Origin of the sequence: Nonomuraea sp. CA-218870, assembly GCF_050936535.1 — a bacterium.
Lineage (GTDB): Bacteria > Actinomycetota > Actinomycetes > Streptosporangiales > Streptosporangiaceae > Nonomuraea > Nonomuraea corallina.
This window is the reverse complement of the sequence record NZ_JBNJMN010000001.1, coordinates 4204688-4222318: the sequence shown is the minus strand read 5'-3', so window position 1 is coordinate 4222318 and position 17631 is coordinate 4204688. Positions and strand designations below refer to the sequence as shown.

Sequence of the window (17631 nt, the reverse complement as noted above, 5' to 3'; positions counted from 1 at the left end):
CCGCCGAGGCCGAAGGAGCGATCAGATGCGGATCGGCGAGTTGTCCGAGCGCACCGGCACACCCCCGAGGCTGCTGCGCTACTACGAGGAGCAGGGCCTGATCCATCCCGCCCGGTCCGCGAACGGCTACCGCGACTACCACGAGAGCCAGGTCGACCGGGTGATGCAGATCCGCGGCCTGCTGGAGGCGGGCCTGCCCACCCGGATCATCAAGCAGATCCTCCCCTGCCTCGACGGCCCCAGGGAGATCCACCTGCCGGACGCCACCCCGGAGATGATCGCCGCGCTGGAGCGGGAGCGCGACCGGATGACCGCCCGCATCGACTGCCTGGCCCGCAACCGCGACGCCATCGCCGCCTACCTGGACGCCGTCCGCACCCGGAAGTAGGCGCCGCGGGATGAAGGGCGGATCCGTCAGGGCCGGGCCGCCATCGCCTTCCTGACGGCGTCGAGCAGACGCGCGGCGCGCGTGTCCGGCCCCTGCCGGATGCGGTTCATCACGTACCCGAACGCCAGGCCGCTCTCCGGGTCGGCGAAGCCGATCGAGCCGCCCATGCCGCCGAACCCGAACGCCGCGGGCGCGTACCAGTACGCGTCCGGGGTGGGCAGGCCGAAGCCGGTGCCGATGCGGACCGGCACCCGCAGGACGCGGTCGAGGCCGGCCGCCTGTTCGGCGGTGGCGGCGGCCAGGGCGGCGGGGGTGAGGATGCGGTGCCCGTCCACCTCGCCGATCAGGGCGGCGTAGAAGCGGGCCAGCGCGCGGGCCGTGCAGATGCCGTTGGTGGCGGGCAGCTCGGCGGCCTGCTCGCGGGGGTCGTCGTGGTCCAGCGCGGGCCGGACCACGGTCATCGCCCGTACGGTGAGCGACGCCGGGTCGGCGTAGGCGGCCATCACCTCACGCATGGGCTCGGGGATGGCCTCCAGGTCGATCGCGGAGAGGTCGAAGTCGCCGGGGTCGGTGAGGATGCGGGCGACCCGGTGGTGTTCGGAGGCGGGCAGGCCGATCCACAGGTCGAGGCCGAGCGGCCCGGCGATCTCGTCGGCGAGGAACGCGCCGACGCCGCGCCCGCTCACCCGGCGCACGACCTCGCCGACGAGCCATCCGTACGTGAGCGCGTGGTAGCCGTGGTCGGTGCCCGGCTCCCAGAACGGCCGCTGGGCCGCGAGCGCCTCCACCACGGGTTTCCAGGCGATCGCCTCGGCGGGGGTGACCGGGCGGTCGAGGGCGGGCAGGCCGGCCTGGTGGGTGAGCAGCCACCGCACCGGCACGCGCTCCTTGCCGCCCGCCGCGAACTCCGGCCAGTAGCGGGCCACGGGCGCGTCGAGGTCGAGCTCGCCCCGCTGGGCCAGCAGGAGCGCGCAGGCCGCGGTGACCGCCTTGGTGGTGGAGTAGACGACCTGCAGCGTGTCACGCTCCCAGGGCCGGCCGGTCCCGGGATCGGCGATCCCGCCCCACAGGTCGACGACCTGGCGTCCGCGCAGGTAGACGCTGACCGCGGCGCCCACGTCCTGGCCGGAGGCCAGGTTGGCGGCGAACGCCGCGCGTACCGCCTCGAACCCCGGTGCGGTGTGTCCGCCGATGCCGGCGCTGTTCTCGGGCATGCGTCATCGCCTTCTGTCCGTGAGAGGTCTGTCGTGCTGGAATCCGTACGTGACGGCCGCCGCGCGACGGTCAGCGGCGGAACTTCTCGACGAGCCAGGCGCACAGCTCCGGCTCGCTCATCTCGGGGAACTCCGCGGCGAACGTGGCCAGCGCGCGCAGCGCCTCGTCGCGGTCCAGGCCGCGGGCCGTCGCCGCCCTGAGGTAGTCCTGGCGCGCGGCGGTGGGCCGCCCGCCGCCGGCCCCGCGCCCCGGCATGCCCGCGCGCCACCGGTGGATCTCCTCCAGCCGGTCGGCCCGCCACCCGGGCGCCCCGTCGACTTCGACGTCGGGTGCGGGAAACGCGTGATCGGAGCCCTGGGGATGGCGCGTGCGCCACTTGTGCACCGCGTGCCGGGTCACTCCGAGGGCCTCGGCGACGCCGAGGACTCCGAGGTAGCGCTCGGTCATGGGCGCACCCACTCGTCCTTCCCGGCCTCCTTCGCGGATCTCCAGTAGTACCACGTCCTGGCGCCTCACCCGCGAGGCGCCCAGAACATTGTCTCCAACAGAGACGACGTTGGCAATGCCCGGATCTCACGCGTCACGCGCCCGCAGGATCAGCCATCCGGCCAGTGCCGACCCGAGCACCGCGGCGGTCCCCGCGACCGCGGTCAGGCCGGCCACGTCGACGGTAGTCTGCACGGCGAGCCCGGCGTTCATCGGCGCGAGGCTCCACAGGAACCGGTGCCGGCCCGGGTCCGACACCATGAACGCGAGCAGCGGCAGCAGGTAGAGCAGCCCGAGCACGTCGGCGATCGACGCCGCCGGATCGCGTACCGCCAAGTTCGCCCGGCTGCGCCCGGCGACCGGGCCCGCGGCGACCGTCGTCCCGATGTCCACGCTGACCCCGCGCGAGACCCAGGTGCTGCGGCTGATCGCCGAAGGGCTGTCGAACCCGGAGATCGCCTCCCGTCTCACCGTCACCGAGGAGACGGTGAAGACGCACGTCAGCCGGGTGCCGGCCAAGCTCGGGCTGCGCGACCGGACGCAGGCGGTGGTGGCCGCGTACGAGTCGGGCCTGGTGGCGCGGCGCGCCCGCCGGTGACCCCGGGTCAGTCCCAGGCCGGGAGCATGGCCTGCGGGTAGCGGGCGCCGTGACCGCCGGCCGGCAGGATCTCGGCGATCCGCCTGAGCTCGGCGTCGTCGAGGACGAGGTCGGCGGCCCCGACGTTCTCCGCCAGCCGCTCGGCGCTGCGGGTGCCGGGGATGGGCACGATGTCGTCGCCCTGCGCCAGGATCCAGGCCAGGGCGAGCTGCGCCACGGTGGCGCCCCTCTGCGCGGCCAGCTCGCCGAGCAGGCGGGTCGCCTCCACGTTCTTCTCGTAGTTGCCGGGCTGGAAGCGGGCGTCCCAGCTGCGCATGTCGCTCTCGTCGTACTCCGCGCCGGGCTTGGCCTGGCCGGTGAGGAAGCCGCGGCCGAGCGGCGAGTAGGCGACGAACCCGATGCCGAGCTCGCGCAGGACCGGGAAGAGCGTCTCCACCTCCCGCTCGAACAGGGAGTACTCCGTCTGCAGGACCGAGACGGGCTGGACGGCGTGCGCCCGGCGGATGGTGTTGGCCCCCGCCTCGCTCAGCCCGAAGAAGCGGACCTTCCCGGCGTCGATGAGCTCCTTGACGGTCCCCGCCACGTCCTCGATGGGCACGCCGGGGTCGACGCGGTGCTGGTAGAGCACGTCGATGACGTCGACGCCGAGGTGGCGCAGGCTGTTGTCGGCGACCTCGCGGATGTGCTCGGGCCGGCTGTCGACGCCGCCCGGCCGGGTGCCGGTGAAGTCGAACCCGAACTTCGTGGCGATGACCACCTCGTCGCGCACCGGCGCGAGCGCCGCGCCGACGACCCGCTCGTTGTCGCCCTGCCCGTAGAGCTCGGCGGTGTCGAAGAACGTCACGCCCAGCTCGTAGGCGCGGCGGATGGTGGCCTCGCCCTCCTTCTTGTCGGAGGGTCCGTACGCGTAGGAGACGCCCATCGCGCCGTATCCGATGGCCGAGACCGTCAGGCCCTGTCGTCCCAGGCTCCGCTGCCGCATGGTGTTCACCCTTCTCGCGATGTAAGTGCACTCTAACATTGAATGTGAGAGTACTCTAACATTCGGAGGGAGGGGGTCGTCCACCATGAGCAGTCCCACGACGCCGCGCCGCCGCTACCACCACGGCGACCTGCGCGCCGGCCTGATCCGCGAAGGCATCGCGCTGCTGGCCGAGACCGGCGTCGCGGGCTTCTCCGTGGCCAAGGTCGCGGCGCGGGCGGGCGTGTCGTCGGCCGCGCCCTACCGCCACTTCCCCGACCGGGAGTCGCTGCTGGCGGCCTGCGCGGCCGCCGTCATCGGCGAGATCACCGACCTGCTCACCGAGGCGGCCGAAAAGGCCGGGCCCGACCCGGCCGACCGGCTCGCCGCCACTGCCGGCGCCTATACCCGCTACGCGCTGGATCATCACGCCGGCGTCGGACTCGCCTACACCTACGGCTTCACCGGCGAGCACCGCCAGACGGTCCAGGAGCAGAGCCGCAGGCTCACCGACACGCTGGCCCGCCTGAGCGCCGACGTCCTGCCCGCCGACACGCCGTGGGCCGAGCTGATGGAGTTCGTGTACGTCCACCTGGCGATGGCGCACGGCTACGCGACCCTGCTCACCAAGGGCGGCCGGCCGCCCCGGGACGCCGACAGCCACGCCGCGCGCGCCACCGCCGCGGCCCAGGACCACCTGGCCGGCCACCTCGCACGCCGCGCCCGATAACGGTCAGAGCTCCACAGGTCAGAACGACCGCGCCCGATGACCGCGCAGGCTCCGTCGGGCAGAGCGACCGCGGCGGCGCGCCCGGTCGCTGTCAGGGCCGTCGGACAGAGCCCGCTCGGGTCGGCGGGGATGCCGGGCGTCACGACGGCCGGCGGTGCGCAAACCGGTTGTCCGGCCGCGGGCCGCCTCGCTAGCGTCGGGGACGTGATCGGAGCGCGCAGGGCGACGGCGGCGGACGCCGCTGAGCTGGTACGACTGCGAGAGGTGCTGCTGGCGAGCATGGGCGGCCCATGGCCGGACGACGGCTGGCGCGCGGCCACCGAGGCGCGGCTGCGGGCGCGGCTCGACGAGCCGGACCCGAGGCTGCTCGCCTTCGTCGTGGACGCGCCCGGCGGCGGGCTGGCCGCGTGCGCGACCGGCACGGTCGAGGAGCGGCTCGGCGGGCCGGGCAACCCGGAGGGCCTGGTCGGCTACGTCTTCAACGTCGCCACCCACCCGGAGCACCGGCGGCGCGGCTGCTCCCGGGCCTGCGTGACCGCCCTGGTCGAGTGGTACCGCGAGTACGGCGTCGCCACGGTCGACCTGCGCGCCTCCGCCGAGGGCGAGCCGCTCTACAGCTCGCTGGGCTTCGTGCGCACCCCGGACCCGGCCATGCGGCTGCGCCTCGCCTGACCACCGCCCGCCAGGCGCAGGAGGTGCGGAGACGCCGACCTCGACGTCATCGGGGCCGCCGGGGCCCGGACGTCGCCGGAGCGGGCGGGACGCAGGCTCCCCCGTCCCGCGAAAATGTCTCCGGCGTGGGTGTCGATCCGGGAGCGAGCCGTTCGTGTAGGGGATGAACAAGACCTACGACGGAGGAACGGACATGACGACACCTCGCGTTCTGCTGGACGGCCTGGGCATCGGCGAGTCGCCGCGCTGGCACGACGGGCGGCTGTGGTTCTGCAACTGGGGCGACGACGAGGTCATCGCCCTGGACCCGGACGGGCACGCCGAGGTGGTGTTCTCGGAACCGGGGGTCGGCGCCCACTCGATCGACTGGCTGCCCGACGGCCGCATGCTCATCGTGCCCAAGAACACCGAGCGGGGCCGGCTGCTGCGCCTGGAGCCCGACGGCTCGCTCGTCCCGCACGCCGACCTGAGCGGCCTGCCCTCGGGCTTCAACGAGATCGTGGTCGACGGGCGCGGCAACGTCTACGTCAACGGCGCCGACTTCGACTTCCTCCCGTTCCTGGAGAAGGCCATGGCCGACGGCATGGCCACGCCGCTGCACGAGCGGCCGGACTTCGTGCCCGGGTACATCGCGCTGATCACGCCCGACGGGCAGGCGCGGCAGGTGGCCGACGGGATCGCGTTCCCCAACGGCATGGTCGTCTCCCCCGACAACCGCACGCTGATCATCGCCGAGTCGTTCGCCGGGACGCTCACGGCGTTCGACATCGCCTCCGACGGCAGCCTGTCGAACCGCCGTACCTGGGCGGACGGGCTGGGCCCCGACGGCATCAGCATGGACGCCGAGGGCGCGGTGTGGACCTCGGTGGGCGAGCGCGACGTGGCGCGGGTGCGCGAGGGCGGCGAGGTGCTGGAGCGGGTCGAGCTGGACCGGGGCGCGTTCGCCTGCATGCTGGGCGGCCCGGACGGGCGGACTCTGTTCGTCGTGGCCGCCGAGTGGAACCCGTTCGACCCCTTCGGCGGCCCGCGCACCGGCCAGGTCCTGGCCATGGAGGCCCCGGCCCCCCGCGCGGGCTGGCCCGGCCACTGACCGGAGAACACGCACCTGTGGAGCGTCGCGGTCATGCCGCTCCCCCGGTCGCGCGGCGGGGTGGGTGCTACAGGGTGCCGCTGGCGGCGGCCGGCCAGGCGAGTTCGGCGACGATGGCCGACTCGACGGCGACCCGCAGCCAGTGGTCCCTGGTCAGCCGGTCGATCCGGCGGGCCCGCTCGCGCCTGGGCAGGTCGCGGAACCACCGGCGGTGCAGGTCGCAGGCGCGCATCACGGCCAGCAGGCCGATCGTGCCGTCGTCGGCGGGCAGGCCGCGCAGCGCGGCGATCAGCCTGTCCATGATCGCGTACTCGGCTCCGTACTCGGGCGCGGACAGCCGGGTCACCGTGCGGCACTGGAACAGGCCGCGTGGCGGCCGCTCGTGGACGACGACCCGGCCCTGCTCGCGCAGCGCCGCGATGCGCCGCAGGTGGGGGCGGCCCGCGGCGACGCCGATGATCTGCTGCGGCAGGCCGGGCTGGGGGCCGTGACCGGCGAGCTCGGCGGCCGCCAGCCCGAGGTCCAGGTACGGCGGGATCCTGACCCTGCCGCCCTGGCCGATGGTCCAGCCGTCGGCGGACGCGCACAGGGCCAGGATCAGCAGCTCGTCCGCCATCGCCAGCCGCGACATGGACGTAGCCTACGCCGGGCCGGGCGACCGCGAACGGGACACCGTCCTACCTGCCCGGCCTCTTGACGGCCACGGCTAATCACATTAGCTTTATGGCTATGAGTCATCACAACAGGGCTGAGACGCTGGAATCCGAGGGCGGCCGGCTCGCCTACGAGGTGACCGGGGAGGGCCCGCTCGTCGTGCTGGCCCCCGGGATGGGCAACGACCGGGCCGCCTACCGGTTCCTGGCGCCGCGGCTCACCGCCGCCGGCTACCGGGTGGCGGTCACGGACCTGCGCGGCCACGGTGACTCGTCGACCGGCTGGGCGTCGTACACGCGCGCCGACACCGCCCGCGACCTCGTGGCCCTGATCCGCCACCTGGGCGGGCCCGCCGTGATCGTCGGCCACTCCTTCTCCGGCGGGGCCGCCACGATCGCCGCCGCGCGCGAGCCCGAGCTGGTGTCGGCCGTGGTGGAGATCGCCCCGTTCACCCGCGCGCAGCGGCCCGACCTGGGCGGCCTGCTGCGCAACCCCGCCTACCGCAAGGGCATGACGCTGCTCATGGCCACCGGGACGCTGCGCCGCGTGGGCCTGTGGAAGCGTTACCTGCACCACGCCTTCCCGGGCCGCAAGCCCGCCGACTTCGCCGCCTACCTGGACCAGCTGGCGGGCGACCTGAGCAGGCCGGGGCGGATGGCGGTGCTGGCCAGGATGGGCCTGGCCGCGCCCACCGACGCCGGCGAGCACCTGGGCCGCCTGCGCCGCCCGACGCTGGTCGTGATGGGCACGGCCGACCCCGACTGGAACGACCCGCGCGCCGAGGCCGAGGGCGTCGTCGCCGCGATGCCCGAGGGCGTCGGACGGGTGGTGATGATCGAGGGCGCCGGCCACTACCCGCACGCCCAGTACCCGGACGAGGTCGCCGCGGCCATCCTGTCCTTCCTTGGCGCGCGTACGTGACCCGCCACCCCACCGGGAAGGCCTAACCGGCGAAGCGGACCGTCACCTCCAGCCCGCCGCCGGGGTTCGGCCGTGCCAGGACGGTGGCGTCGTGGGCGCGGGCGATCGCCGCCACGATCGACAGGCCCAGCCCGGCGCCGCCGTCGGAACGGGTGCGGGGACTCAGGCGGCGGAACGGCTCGAACAGCTCACCCACCCGCTCGGCGGGCACCTCGGGGCCGGTGTTGCGCACCGTCAGCGCGCCACCGGACAGCGTCACCTCGACCGTGCCGCCCGGGTGGTTGTGGCGGACCGCGTTGTGCAGGAGGTTGTCGGTCAGCCTGGCCAGCAGCACCGGATCGCCCCACACCGTGACGGGCCGGAGGTCGGCGCCGACCTCGATCCCGTCGTGGGCCAGCTCGCGCACGGACCTGGCGACGACCTCGTCCAGCGGCACCGGTTCGCGGTCGTCCAGGCCGCGCTCGCTCTGGGCCAGCATCAGCAGCGCGTCGATCAGCCGCTCGCTCCGCTCGTTGACGTTCAGCAGGTCCCGGCGCACCTGGGGCAGGCGGCCTGGTGAGGGGTCGGTGAGGCCGATCTCGATCGTGGCCCGCTGGATGGCGAGCGGGGTGCGCAGCTCGTGGGAGGCGTTCGCGACGAACCGGCGCTGGCTGTCGGCCGCCCGCTCCAGCCGCTCGATCATGGCGTCGAACGTGTCGGCCAGCTCCTTCAGCTCGTCCGGCGGGCCCTTCAGCGCGATCCGCTCGTGCAGGCTCTCGAGGGAGAGCCTGCGGGCGGTTGCGGTGATGAGGTGGATCGGGTGCAGCACCCGACCGACCAGCCACCAGCCCACGCCCACCGACACCAGGGTGAGCAGCACGATCACGACCCCGGTGACCAGCCATTGGAACCGCAGCACCTCGTACTGCAGGACGGTCGCGGTGCGGACGACGTCCTCACTGCCGCCGCCCGGGATGGGCGTCGGCGCCAGGCCGGGCGGCCGTGCCCCCGGCATGGCGGCCGGGTCGGGGAGGCCGTTCGCGCTGATGCCCGCCACCCGGACGGTGAGCATGCTCGCCATGAGCAGGTTGACCACGACCAGCAGCACGACGGCGGTGCCCAGGAACAACCCGGCGTACAGGGCGGCCAGTCGCACCCGTACGGTCCTGGCGCGCCTCCAGGGCGCGCCGCCCCACCGCCTGCGGAACCCGGCGCCGGGCGGCGTCCGCCGGGTCAAAGCCGGTACCCCGATCCGGGCAGCGTCTCGATCAGCGGCGGGTCGCCGAGCTTGGCGCGCAGCTTGCTGACCGTCACCCGCACCGCCGTGGTGAACGGATCCGCGTGCTCGTCCCACGCCTGCTCCAGCAGTTCCTCGGTGCTCACCACGGCGCCCCTGGCCCGCATGAGGACCTCCAGCACCGCGTACTCCTTGCGGGACAGCGGCAGGTAGCGCCCGTCCCTGAACGCCTGCCGGCGCGGCGCGTCGAGCCGCAGCCCGTGCCGTTCCAGCACCGGCGGCAGCGGCGCCTGGCTCCGCCTGCCCAGGGCCTGCACCCGGGCCACCAGTTCGGCGTAGGCGAACGGCTTGGGCAGGTAGTCGTCGGCGCCCAGCCCGAGCCCGGCCACCCGCTCGGGCACCGACGCGGCGGCCGTCAGCATCAGGATCCGGGTGCGCGCCCCGGCGCCGGCCAGCTGCCGGCACACCTCGTCCCCGTGCACGCCGGGCAGGTCGCGGTCCAGCACGACCACGTCGTAGTCGTTGACCGCCAGCCGCTCCAGGGCCGCCGCCCCGTCGTGGACCACGTCCACGGCCATCGAGAAGCGGCGCAGTCCTTCGGCCACCAGGTCGGCCAGCGCCTTCTCATCCTCAGCCACGAGCACTCGCATGCGCCGTTCCTACCGTTCGTGATGTTGCGCCCTCGTTAAGGCGCTCCCGGAGTCATCCGCCCGGGAACCGTCGAGCAGGTCCCCTTTCTCCGTTTTTTCTCAGATGCTCTTCATGTTTCCAAGAGATCATCTTCAGGCTCCCGGGCCACCATGGGTGTCAGGTCACGGACGCGGAAAGACGGTCCACCGAGAGACGGTTCCTAAGGAGAACGGTGAGAATGGACGTGCCCCTCATGGCCACCGCGGCGGACGCTCGCCGGGTCCGAACCCCGGCGGGTGCGCGGTGAACGCGACACTCGTGCGGCGCGCGCTGGCCGCGCTGACCGTCATCGCCATCCTCGGCGCGGGCTTCGAGCTGGCCGTCGAGCGCCACTGGCGCAGCGCCACGCAGCTGGTGCCGTGGGCGGCGCTGGGGCTGCTCGCCGTCGGCGTGCTCCTGCTGCTGCTCAACCGGGTCTCCGGCGTGGTACGGGCGATCGCCGCCGTGGTGCTGGCGGCCTCGGCCTTCGGCGTGTTCGCGCACGTGTCGGCCAACATGACGGTGGGCACCTTCTCGGGCGCGCTCGACGGGGTGTCGGCGATCGGGCAGTGGTGGCAGGCGTTCACCAAGTCGGTCGGCGACACCCCGCCGCTGGCGCCGGGGATGCTGGCGCAGGCGGCGCTCCTGCTCCTGCTGGCCACCTACGTCACCCACCGTGCCCCGGCGCCCCGGCACGCCCAGGCTCCGGCAGCGGTCAGGAAGCCCGCCGGACGGTGAGGCCCCCGGGGGCCGGGCGCCCTCGGGTCGTCCTCCGCCGGGCCCGCTCATCGGGCCCGCCGGACGGGGCGGGCGGCGGCGGCGATGACGGCGAGCAGGAGGAGCCAGCCCGCCAGGACGAGGGTCGCGGGCCTGGCCCCCCATGCGGCGATCATGGCTCCGCCCGCCATCGTCCCCGCCGACAGGGCGCCCATGGTGAGCGTGTCCAGCGCGGCCGAGGTGCGGCCGCGCAGGTGGTCGGGGGTGATGGCGAGGCGGTGGCTGGTCATGGCCACCGAATAGACCGGCGGCAGCACCGATTCGGCGAAGGCGACCAGGCCCAGGAACAGGGCGTCGGGCGCGGCGGCGTACAGGGGGAACACGAGCGCCTCCACCCACAGCATGGCCACGGCGATGCGGCCGATCGGGAACCGCTCGGCGAGCCTGCCCGCCAGGAGCGAGCCGAGCAGCGACCCGGCGGCGGCCGCGCTGAAGATCAGCCCGATCTGCTGGGGTGACGCGCCCACTCCCTGCGCCAGGGTGACGATGACCAGATAGCCGGCCCCGTACCGGAGCATGTCGCCGGTCTGGAGCAGGCCGAACACGCGGATGACCGGCTGCCGCCACAGCCAGCCCAGCCCGTGGCGGATGTCCGCAGTCAGACGGCCGGGCGCCGGCGGACCGGCCGTCTGATGGAAGGATCTCCGGATGAGCCGCAGGGCCGCGGCCGAGGCGACGAACGAGAGGGCGTTCACCGCGAACGGCGCCGTCCGGCCCAGCCCGTGGACGGCCGCGGCCAGGGTGGCGCCGCCGACCCGCAGCGTGTTGAGCGTTCCCTGGGTGACGCCGAGGGCGCGGGCGAGCTGACCGGGGCCGACGACGGCGGGCAGCGCGGCCGTGGCGGCGGACTGGAAGAGCGCGTGCAGCACCCCGGCCAGGGCCGCGACCGCGTACAGGTGGGGCAGGGCGAGCCGGTCCAGCCAGAGCGCGATCGCGACGCTCGCGGCGAGTGCGGCGCGGCCGAGCTCGCACCAGATCATGGTGCGGCGGCGGTCCCAGCGGTCCGCGAGCGCGCCGGCGGCGAGCCCGACGAGCAGGTAGGCGGCGGTGTTGACGCCGAGCACGAGCCCGCTCTGCGCGGCCGACCCGGTCATGGCCAGCACGAGGAGCAGGAAGGCGAAGTCCTGGATGTGGTCGCCGGCGCTGGAGACGAGCTGGCCGGACAGGAGCAGGGCGAAGTCCCTGTTCCGCCGCAGGGCGGTGTTCATGCGGTGACGCTCCGTTAGCACGTGGGGACGGAAGGGGCCTGAGACCTCGTCCTGGGCGCTATACGATCGGAGCGGTACGCATGCCGCGCAGATTAGCCGTCACCCCTGGCGGACCGCACCCGCTTTTCCGCCGCCTCGGCGCGACCCTGACCGCCGTCGGGGGATCATCCCGGCCGCTCCGATCTACCTTCCGCTGTCCGATGCGGCGGGATTCTTCACCGTGCGGGTACGGCTCGCGGCGGTCGAGGCGGGAGCCCGGGGGAAGCCTGAGACGTGCGGCGATCGCCGTACCGTGAGTGGGAGGAGCCCAGCGCATGACCGTCACCAAGGAGCAGGTTCGCGGGCCCGAGCTGACCGACCAGATCAAGAAGGTGATCCACGAGGGCAACACCCGCATGATCATCGTCAGGGACAGGCGCGACCACCTCGTCATGCAGGTGCCGGTGACGGTCGGCGTGGTGGCGCTGGTCTTCGCCCCGGTCGTGACGGCGCTCAGCGCGATGGGGGCGCTGGCCGCCGAGTGGACGATCCAGATCCAGAGGGCCGACGAGGAGGCCTGACACCGGGCCCGGGGGTCAGCGGAGCCAGGCGTGCCGCAGGGAGCGGCGCAGCTTGGTCAGCGCGTCCTTCTCCAGCTGGCGCACCCAGTGGGAGGTGAGCCCCATCTTCTCGGCGATCTGGCGGGGCGTGTGCGGCTCGTACCCGTCGAGCCCGTACCGCAGCCTGAGGATCAGCGCCTGGCGCGGCGCGAGCCGCGCGACCAGTCCGGCGAGCACCCGCTTCAGCTCCGCGCGCTCGACCTCCCGCTCGGCCAGTGCGCTCTCGGGGTCCTCGATCATGTCGCCGAGCGTCATCGCGTGCTGGCCGTCCTGGACGATCAGATCGAGGCTGACGCAGTCCTGCGGGGTGCGGCGCAGCAGCGCCAGTTTGGCGCTCTCCACACCGACCCTGGCCGCGACCTCGGCCTCGGTGGGCGCGCGGCCGAGCAGATGGGTGGCCTCGATCTCGGCCCGCGTGACGGCGATCAGGCGGTCCTGCAGTCCGATGGGCAGGCGCACGGTGTGGGCGTGCTCGATCCCCTGCTGGATGGCCTTACGGATCCACCAGGCGGCGATCGTGGAGAGCCGGAAACCCCTGGACGGGTCGTAGCGCTCGACGGCGCGGATCAGGCCCAGGTTGCCGTCCTGGATGACGTCGCCCATCGACATGCCGCGGTGGGCGTACCGCTTGGCGACGGCGACGACCAGCCGCAGGTTGGCGCGGATCAGGTGGTCCCTGGCCGCGTCGCCGTCGGCGATCAGGCCCATCAGCTCGGGGTCGGGGCCGTACTCGGCGGCCAGGCGGGCGGCGTGCGCGCCCGCCCGCATCCGCCGGGCCAGCTCCACCTCCTGCTCGGCGGTCAGCAGCGGAGTGCTGCCGATTTTGGCCAGATAGTCGCCGAGCCGGCCGTACTGCTCGGCCTTCGCCTGTGCTGACACCGCCGCCCCCACCCTCCGGGTCGTCGCCGCTGGGAACACCTCCACCTTCTCGGGCGGGGGGCCGCGGCGGTGGTGGCCAAGGTCCTCAGGGGCGGGGACCTTAGCCCTCGGTGCGCGCCCCCGAGGGCGTCCGCACCACGGCCAGCGGGACCGGGGTGTGCTGGAGCAGCGCCTGGCTGACCGAGCCGAGCACCATCCCGGCGAGCGTGCCGTGACCGCGGGAGCCGACCACGAGCAGCTCGGCGCCGGCGGCGGCCTCGGCGAGCACCTCGACCGGGTGCCCCTGGACGATCTCCTCGATGACGGGCACGCCGGGGTGGTTCTCGCGGTGGCCGGCGAGCGCGTCGCGCATCACCGCCCGCTCGTTGCCCCCGCCGGTGGTCGGGTCGGGGCCGGGCCAGGTCCAGGCGTGCACGACGCGCAGGGCCACGCCGCGCAGCTCCGCCTCGGCGAAGGCGAAGCCGAGCACGCGGGCGGAGGCGGGCGAGCCGTCGATCCCGGCCGCGATCTCGCTGCGCGGCGCGGCGGGCAGCTCGCGCACGACGACGACGTCGCAGGTGGCGTGCCCGGCGACGCCCTGGGCGACCGAGCCGACCAGCAGGCCGCGCACCCGGCCCAGGCCGTGGTTGCCGATGACGAGCAGCTCGGCCTCGCGGGACGCCTCGACCAGGGCGTTGCGCGGGTCGCCGGGCATCAGCACGGTGTCCACGACGACCTCCGGCCGTTCGTGCCTGGCCCGCTCCTCGGCGGCGGCCAGCACGGACGTGCCGCCCTGCCGCATCCACGCCGCGACCTCGGCGTACCGGCCGCCGCCGTCCTGGAGCACCCAGCCGGCGATCGCGTGCCCGATCCGCAGCGGAGCCTGGCGCAGCGCCGCCTCCCTGGCGGCCCACGCCGCCGCCTCCAGGCCGGCCCTCGAACCGTCGACGCCCACAATGATCATGACAACCCTCTCCCTCATCACCTCGACCCTATCGCCGTGAAGATCCGCGGCCGGGCCTCACTCCCCCGCGAACTGCCTGGTCCCCGGGCCCCGCGGACTGTGGCGTACGGCTCAGTCAAAAAGGGCCTAAGTCCCTTCCGCGCCGTCGCCGGAGTGGCTAACGTCAGGGTCATGATTCGCGTGTTCCTCGTCGATGATCATGAGGTCGTCCGGCGCGGCGTCGCCGCCCTGCTCGATTCCGAGGACGACATCGAGGTCATCGGGGAGGCCGGCACCGCCGAATCGGCCGTGGCCAGGATCCCCGCCCTCAGGCCGGACGTGGCCGTGCTCGACGTGCGCCTGCCCGACGGCAACGGCGTGGACGTGTGCCGCGAGGTCCGCTCCAAGGTGCCCGGCCTGGCGTGCCTGATGCTGACCTCCTACGCCGACGACGAGGCGCTGTTCAACGCGGTCATGGCCGGCGCCGCCGGTTACGTGCTCAAGCAGATCCACGGCTCCGACCTGGTGGGCGCGGTCCGCACAGTGGCCTCCGGCCAGTCGCTGCTGGACCCGCAGACCACCTCGGCGATGCTGCAGCGGCTGCGCGACCAGGCCGCCAGGCAGGACCCGCTGGCCGCCCTGTCGGACCAGGAGCGGCACATCCTCGACCTGATCGGCGAGGGCATGACGAACCGGCAGATCGGCGAGCGGCTGTTCCTGGCCGAGAAGACGGTCAAGAACTACGTGTCCAACCTGCTGTCCAAGCTCAACATGCAGCGGCGCACCCAGGCCGCGGCGCTGGCGGCCCGGTTGCGTGCCGATCGCCGCGAATAGAAGGGACCTTCGCCCCTAATGCCGGGCGTTCCTTCTGGGGAATGCTGGTGGCATGCAATTCGATTCGTCCGGCCTGCAGGTTCTCTCTCGGGAGGAGTGCCTGCGCCTGATGTCGTCCACGCCCATCGGCCGGATCGTCTTCACCGATCGGGCCCTGCCCGCGGTGCAGCCCGTGACGTTCCTGCTCGACGGCGAGCGGATCGTCATCCGCACCGGCATCGGCTCCAAGCTGGCCGCCGCCACCCGCACCGCCGTGGTCGCGTTCGAGGTCGACGAGTTCGACCCGGACCTGCGCACCGGCTGGTCGGTGACGGCCGTCGGGCACGCCCGCGCCGTGACCGACCCCGGCGAGGTGGCGCGCCTGGCGTCGCTGCCGCTCACGCCGTGGGCGCCCGGCAGCAAGGACCACTTCATCGTCGTCGAGACCGAGCAGCTCAGCGGCCGGCGGATCACAGCGGAACCCGCCAGCACAGCGACGTCCCTCCACCCTCCGGCGAGCTGATCTCGAACGTGCCGCCCAGCCCGGCGGCGCGTTCCTCCAGGTTGCGCAGGCCGCTGCGGCGGCCCTCCGCCGGGATGCCGACCCCGTTGTCGTGCACGGTCAGCGTCAGCCCGTCGCCCGTCACCTCCACCGCCACGCCCGCCCTGCTGGCCTTGGCGTGCCTGACGATGTTGGACAGCGTCTCGCGCAGCACGGCGAGGAGGTGCTCGGCCACGTCCTCCGGCACCTGGTTGTCGATCTGGCCCTCCAGCCGCAGGCCGGGCATGAAGCCCAGGTGGCCGCGGGCCGACTCGACCAGGTCGACGATCCGGCCGCGCAGCGTGTGGCCGGTGGTCTCGGGGGTGGCCTGCAGGGCGAAGATGGTGGAGCGGATCTGGCGGATGGTCTCGTCCAGCTCGTTGACCGCCTGCTGCAGCCGGTTGGACGCCTCGGGCCGGTCGACCAGCCGCACCGTGCTCATCAGCGTCATGGCGATCGCGAACAGCCGCTGGATGACCACGTCGTGCAGGTCCTTGGCGATGCGGTCGCGGTCCTCGAGCAGCCCGAGCCGCTCGGCGTGGCGGCGGGTGTCGGCCAGCTCCAGCGCGATGGCCGCCTGGCCGGCGAACGCCTCCAGCATGCGCAGGTCGGCGGCGCTGAACGGCAGCCGCCCACTCCACTTGGCCAGCACCAGGACGCCGCGCACCGCCTGCGCGGAGCCGAGCGGGATCAGCAGCACCGGGCCGTAGCCGAGATCGCGCAGCTCCGGGTCGCCGCCGCGCAGGTCGTCGGCGGTGGCGGCGCTCCCGGTGCGGAACACCTCCCCGGCGGCGCTGTCGTCCAGCCCGAACGTGACGCTGGTGGTCTCCTGCCCGCCGTCGCCCTCGGCGTACTCGACGCGCAGCCGCGCGCCTCCGGGCTCGGGCAGCAGCACCTGGACGAGGTCGGCGTCGGTCATCTGGTGGGCCCTGGCCGCCATCATGCTGAGCACCTCCTGCGGGGCGGCGCCCGACAGCAGGCGGGTGGTGATCTCGGAGGAGGCCTGCAGCCAGGTCTCGCGCCGGCGCGTCTCCTCGTACAGGCGGGCGTTCTCGACGGCGACGCCGGCGGCGGTGGCCAGCGCGATGACGATGGCCTCGTCCTCCTCGTCGAACTCGGCCCCGCCGCGCTTCTCCGTCAGGTAGAGGTTGCCGAACACCTCGTCGCGGACCCGTACCGGCACGCCCAGGAAGGTGCCCATCGGCGGGTGGCCGGGCGGGAACCCGTATGACTCGGGATGGTCGGAGATGCGGCCCAGGCGCAGCGGCCGGGCGTCCTTGATGAGCAGACCGAGCAGGCCGAGGCCGTGCGGCCAGTGCTCGATCTTGGCGATCTCCTCCTCGCTCAGACCCACCGGGATGAACTGGAGGAGCGTGCTCTCCTGGCCCACCACGCCCAGCGCCCCGTAGGTGGCGTCGACGAGCTTGGTGGCGGTCTCCACGATGCGCCGCAGGACGGTCTCCAGGTCCAGGTCGCTGCCCACGGAGACGACGGCCTCCATCAGCGCGTGCACCCGGTCGCGGGTGGACAGCACCGCCTGCAGCCGCACCTGCAACTCGGCCAGCAGGTCGTCCAGGCGCATGCTGGGCAGCAACGGGCTCTGCTCGCTCTTGCTCATAAAGGTCAGTCTCGCACCCGCACACAGCGGCGCCCACCCCGGTCGGGGCGGGCGCGGTGGTGGTGACGCTCAGCGCAGGAACGCGTGCCGCTTGACGATCGGCAGGTTGCCGAGTCCGAGCGTGGTGCCGGCGTTGGCCAGGGCCAGGCCGACCAGGACGATCGAGTAGATGATGTGGTCGTCCATGAAGGGGTTGTTGGCCAGGGGCAGCTCCGCCGCCCACATGAGGAGGAGCATGAGGCTGCCGGCGACGGCGGCGACGCGGGTGCCGACCCCGAGCATGAGCGCGAGCCCGACGCCCAGGAGGCCCATCATGAACATCCAGTCGACCCAGGCCTGTCCGGCCAGCGCGCTGAACACACCGCCGAGCGCGTTCTCCCCGGTGCCCTTGAGGAAGCCGGTGGTGGGGCTGCCGCCCGCGAGCCACGCCTTCTCCGCCGAGGTGGCGAAGCCGAGTCCGAAGGTCTTGTCGACGAAGGCCCACAGGAAGGTCCAGCCCAGCGCGATCCTGGCGATGGCCCACACGTAGTCGACGGGGCGCTTGCCGTCCGCGGCGTGAACCGCGTGGACGGGCTTGGCGGGGGTGATGGTGGCCATGACGGCCCCCTTTCAGCTGGTGTCGGGTCTCTCCCTCACGCCTCCATCACATCGTTTCCGGCGCGGCCGCGGCAGTG

Annotated in this window: 22 protein-coding genes; 10 read left to right on the top strand and 12 right to left on the bottom strand. The window is 73.5% G+C overall.

Annotated features, from left to right (window positions below):
- Positions 1 to 25: 25 nt before the first annotated feature.
- The gene (locus ACQEUU_RS20445) at positions 26 to 388 is read left to right on the top strand and encodes a MerR family transcriptional regulator (protein WP_433068164.1); all 363 of its coding nucleotides are present in this window, start codon (positions 26 to 28) and stop codon (positions 386 to 388) included.
- 26 nt (positions 389 to 414) lie between these two features.
- On the opposite strand, the gene ACQEUU_RS20440 is transcribed toward ACQEUU_RS20445, so the two are convergent.
- The 3 genes from ACQEUU_RS20440 to ACQEUU_RS20430 form a co-directional block, all read right to left on the bottom strand.
- Positions 415 to 1602 carry a serine hydrolase domain-containing protein gene (locus ACQEUU_RS20440; protein WP_433068163.1) on the bottom strand — a complete coding sequence of 396 codons (1188 nt, stop codon included), beginning with the start codon at positions 1600 to 1602 and terminating at the stop codon, positions 415 to 417.
- 70 nt (positions 1603 to 1672) lie between these two features.
- Positions 1673 to 2050, bottom strand: coding sequence for a hypothetical protein (locus tag ACQEUU_RS20435; RefSeq protein WP_433068161.1), 378 nt, complete (start codon positions 2048 to 2050; stop codon positions 1673 to 1675).
- Positions 2051 to 2176: 126 nt separating this feature from the next.
- A complete protein-coding gene (locus ACQEUU_RS20430; RefSeq protein WP_433068160.1) occupies positions 2177 to 2482 on the bottom strand; it encodes a hypothetical protein in 306 nt (101 codons plus the stop codon).
- Here ACQEUU_RS20430 and ACQEUU_RS20425 point away from each other — a divergent pair.
- Positions 2475 to 2687, top strand: a complete 213-nt coding sequence (locus ACQEUU_RS20425) for a response regulator transcription factor (RefSeq protein WP_433068159.1) — start codon at positions 2475 to 2477, stop codon at positions 2685 to 2687. The two genes, ACQEUU_RS20430 and ACQEUU_RS20425, sit on opposite strands and share 8 nt — an antisense overlap.
- A 7-nt stretch (positions 2688 to 2694) precedes the next feature.
- Here the strand turns inward: ACQEUU_RS20425 and ACQEUU_RS20420 are convergent, their stop codons facing one another.
- A complete protein-coding gene (locus ACQEUU_RS20420; RefSeq protein WP_433068157.1) occupies positions 2695 to 3669 on the bottom strand; it encodes an aldo/keto reductase in 975 nt (324 codons plus the stop codon).
- Between the two features lie 85 nt (positions 3670 to 3754).
- On the opposite strand from ACQEUU_RS20420, the gene ACQEUU_RS20415 reads away from it, so the two are divergent.
- From ACQEUU_RS20415 to ACQEUU_RS20405, 3 genes are all read left to right on the top strand, one after another.
- Positions 3755 to 4378 carry a TetR/AcrR family transcriptional regulator gene (locus ACQEUU_RS20415; RefSeq protein WP_433068155.1) on the top strand — a complete coding sequence of 208 codons (624 nt, stop codon included), beginning with the start codon at positions 3755 to 3757 and terminating at the stop codon, positions 4376 to 4378.
- Between the two features lie 204 nt (positions 4379 to 4582).
- Entirely contained in the window at positions 4583 to 5050 is a 468-nt protein-coding gene (locus tag ACQEUU_RS20410) for a GNAT family N-acetyltransferase (protein WP_433068153.1), read from the top strand.
- Between the two features lie 193 nt (positions 5051 to 5243).
- Positions 5244 to 6140 (top strand): SMP-30/gluconolactonase/LRE family protein, encoded by an 897-nt coding sequence (locus ACQEUU_RS20405; RefSeq protein ID WP_433068152.1) that lies wholly within the window; start codon positions 5244 to 5246, stop codon positions 6138 to 6140.
- A 67-nt stretch (positions 6141 to 6207) separates the two neighbouring features.
- Here the strand turns inward: ACQEUU_RS20405 and ACQEUU_RS20400 are convergent, their stop codons facing one another.
- Complete coding sequence (locus ACQEUU_RS20400; RefSeq protein WP_433068150.1) at positions 6208 to 6771, bottom strand: GPP34 family phosphoprotein; 564 nt, start codon at positions 6769 to 6771, stop codon at positions 6208 to 6210.
- Positions 6772 to 6869: 98 nt separating this feature from the next.
- Here ACQEUU_RS20400 and ACQEUU_RS20395 point away from each other — a divergent pair, with 98 nt between their 5' ends.
- A complete protein-coding gene (locus ACQEUU_RS20395; protein WP_433068149.1) occupies positions 6870 to 7715 on the top strand; it encodes an alpha/beta fold hydrolase in 846 nt (281 codons plus the stop codon).
- A 22-nt stretch (positions 7716 to 7737) separates the two neighbouring features.
- On the opposite strand, the gene ACQEUU_RS20390 is transcribed toward ACQEUU_RS20395, so the two are convergent.
- Both ACQEUU_RS20390 and ACQEUU_RS20385 read right to left on the bottom strand, forming a co-directional pair.
- Positions 7738 to 8931, bottom strand: a complete 1194-nt coding sequence (locus ACQEUU_RS20390) for a sensor histidine kinase (protein ID WP_433068147.1) — start codon at positions 8929 to 8931, stop codon at positions 7738 to 7740.
- Positions 8928 to 9581 carry a response regulator transcription factor gene (locus ACQEUU_RS20385; protein ID WP_433068145.1) on the bottom strand — a complete coding sequence of 218 codons (654 nt, stop codon included), beginning with the start codon at positions 9579 to 9581 and terminating at the stop codon, positions 8928 to 8930. The genes ACQEUU_RS20390 and ACQEUU_RS20385 overlap by 4 nt, the downstream gene beginning before the upstream one ends.
- Before the next feature lie 283 nt (positions 9582 to 9864).
- Between ACQEUU_RS20385 and ACQEUU_RS20380 the strand changes: the two genes are divergently transcribed.
- On the top strand, positions 9865 to 10338 hold the full coding sequence (locus ACQEUU_RS20380; protein WP_433068144.1) for a hypothetical protein: 474 nt from the start codon (positions 9865 to 9867) through the stop codon (positions 10336 to 10338).
- A 47-nt stretch (positions 10339 to 10385) separates the two neighbouring features.
- On the opposite strand, the gene ACQEUU_RS20375 is transcribed toward ACQEUU_RS20380, so the two are convergent.
- Positions 10386 to 11585, bottom strand: coding sequence for an MFS transporter (locus ACQEUU_RS20375; RefSeq protein ID WP_433068143.1), 1200 nt, complete (start codon positions 11583 to 11585; stop codon positions 10386 to 10388).
- Between the two features lie 314 nt (positions 11586 to 11899).
- On the opposite strand from ACQEUU_RS20375, the gene ACQEUU_RS20370 reads away from it, so the two are divergent.
- A complete protein-coding gene (locus ACQEUU_RS20370) occupies positions 11900 to 12145 on the top strand; it encodes a DUF4342 domain-containing protein (protein ID WP_433068141.1) in 246 nt (81 codons plus the stop codon).
- A 15-nt stretch (positions 12146 to 12160) separates the two neighbouring features.
- Here the strand turns inward: ACQEUU_RS20370 and ACQEUU_RS20365 are convergent, their stop codons facing one another.
- Together ACQEUU_RS20365 and ACQEUU_RS20360 are read right to left on the bottom strand one after the other, a co-directional pair.
- On the bottom strand, positions 12161 to 13063 hold the full coding sequence (locus tag ACQEUU_RS20365) for a sigma-70 family RNA polymerase sigma factor (RefSeq protein WP_433068139.1): 903 nt from the start codon (positions 13061 to 13063) through the stop codon (positions 12161 to 12163).
- Positions 13064 to 13163: 100 nt separating this feature from the next.
- Positions 13164 to 14006: a universal stress protein gene (locus tag ACQEUU_RS20360; RefSeq protein ID WP_433068137.1), complete on the bottom strand. Its 843-nt coding sequence runs from the start codon at positions 14004 to 14006 to the stop codon at positions 13164 to 13166.
- Between the two features lie 171 nt (positions 14007 to 14177).
- Between ACQEUU_RS20360 and ACQEUU_RS20355 the strand changes: the two genes are divergently transcribed.
- On the top strand, positions 14178 to 14819 hold the full coding sequence (locus ACQEUU_RS20355) for a response regulator (RefSeq protein WP_433068136.1): 642 nt from the start codon (positions 14178 to 14180) through the stop codon (positions 14817 to 14819).
- 52 nt (positions 14820 to 14871) lie between these two features.
- Positions 14872 to 15321, top strand: coding sequence for a pyridoxamine 5'-phosphate oxidase family protein (locus ACQEUU_RS20350; protein WP_433068134.1), 450 nt, complete (start codon positions 14872 to 14874; stop codon positions 15319 to 15321).
- Here the strand turns inward: ACQEUU_RS20350 and ACQEUU_RS20345 are convergent.
- Positions 15269 to 16957, bottom strand: coding sequence for a sensor histidine kinase (locus ACQEUU_RS20345; protein WP_433068132.1), 1689 nt, complete (start codon positions 16955 to 16957; stop codon positions 15269 to 15271). The genes ACQEUU_RS20350 and ACQEUU_RS20345 overlap by 53 nt on opposite strands.
- A 69-nt stretch (positions 16958 to 17026) precedes the next feature.
- Positions 17027 to 17554 carry a hypothetical protein gene (locus ACQEUU_RS20340; RefSeq protein ID WP_433068131.1) on the bottom strand — a complete coding sequence of 176 codons (528 nt, stop codon included), beginning with the start codon at positions 17552 to 17554 and terminating at the stop codon, positions 17027 to 17029.
- Between the last annotated feature and the right edge of the window lie 77 nt (positions 17555 to 17631).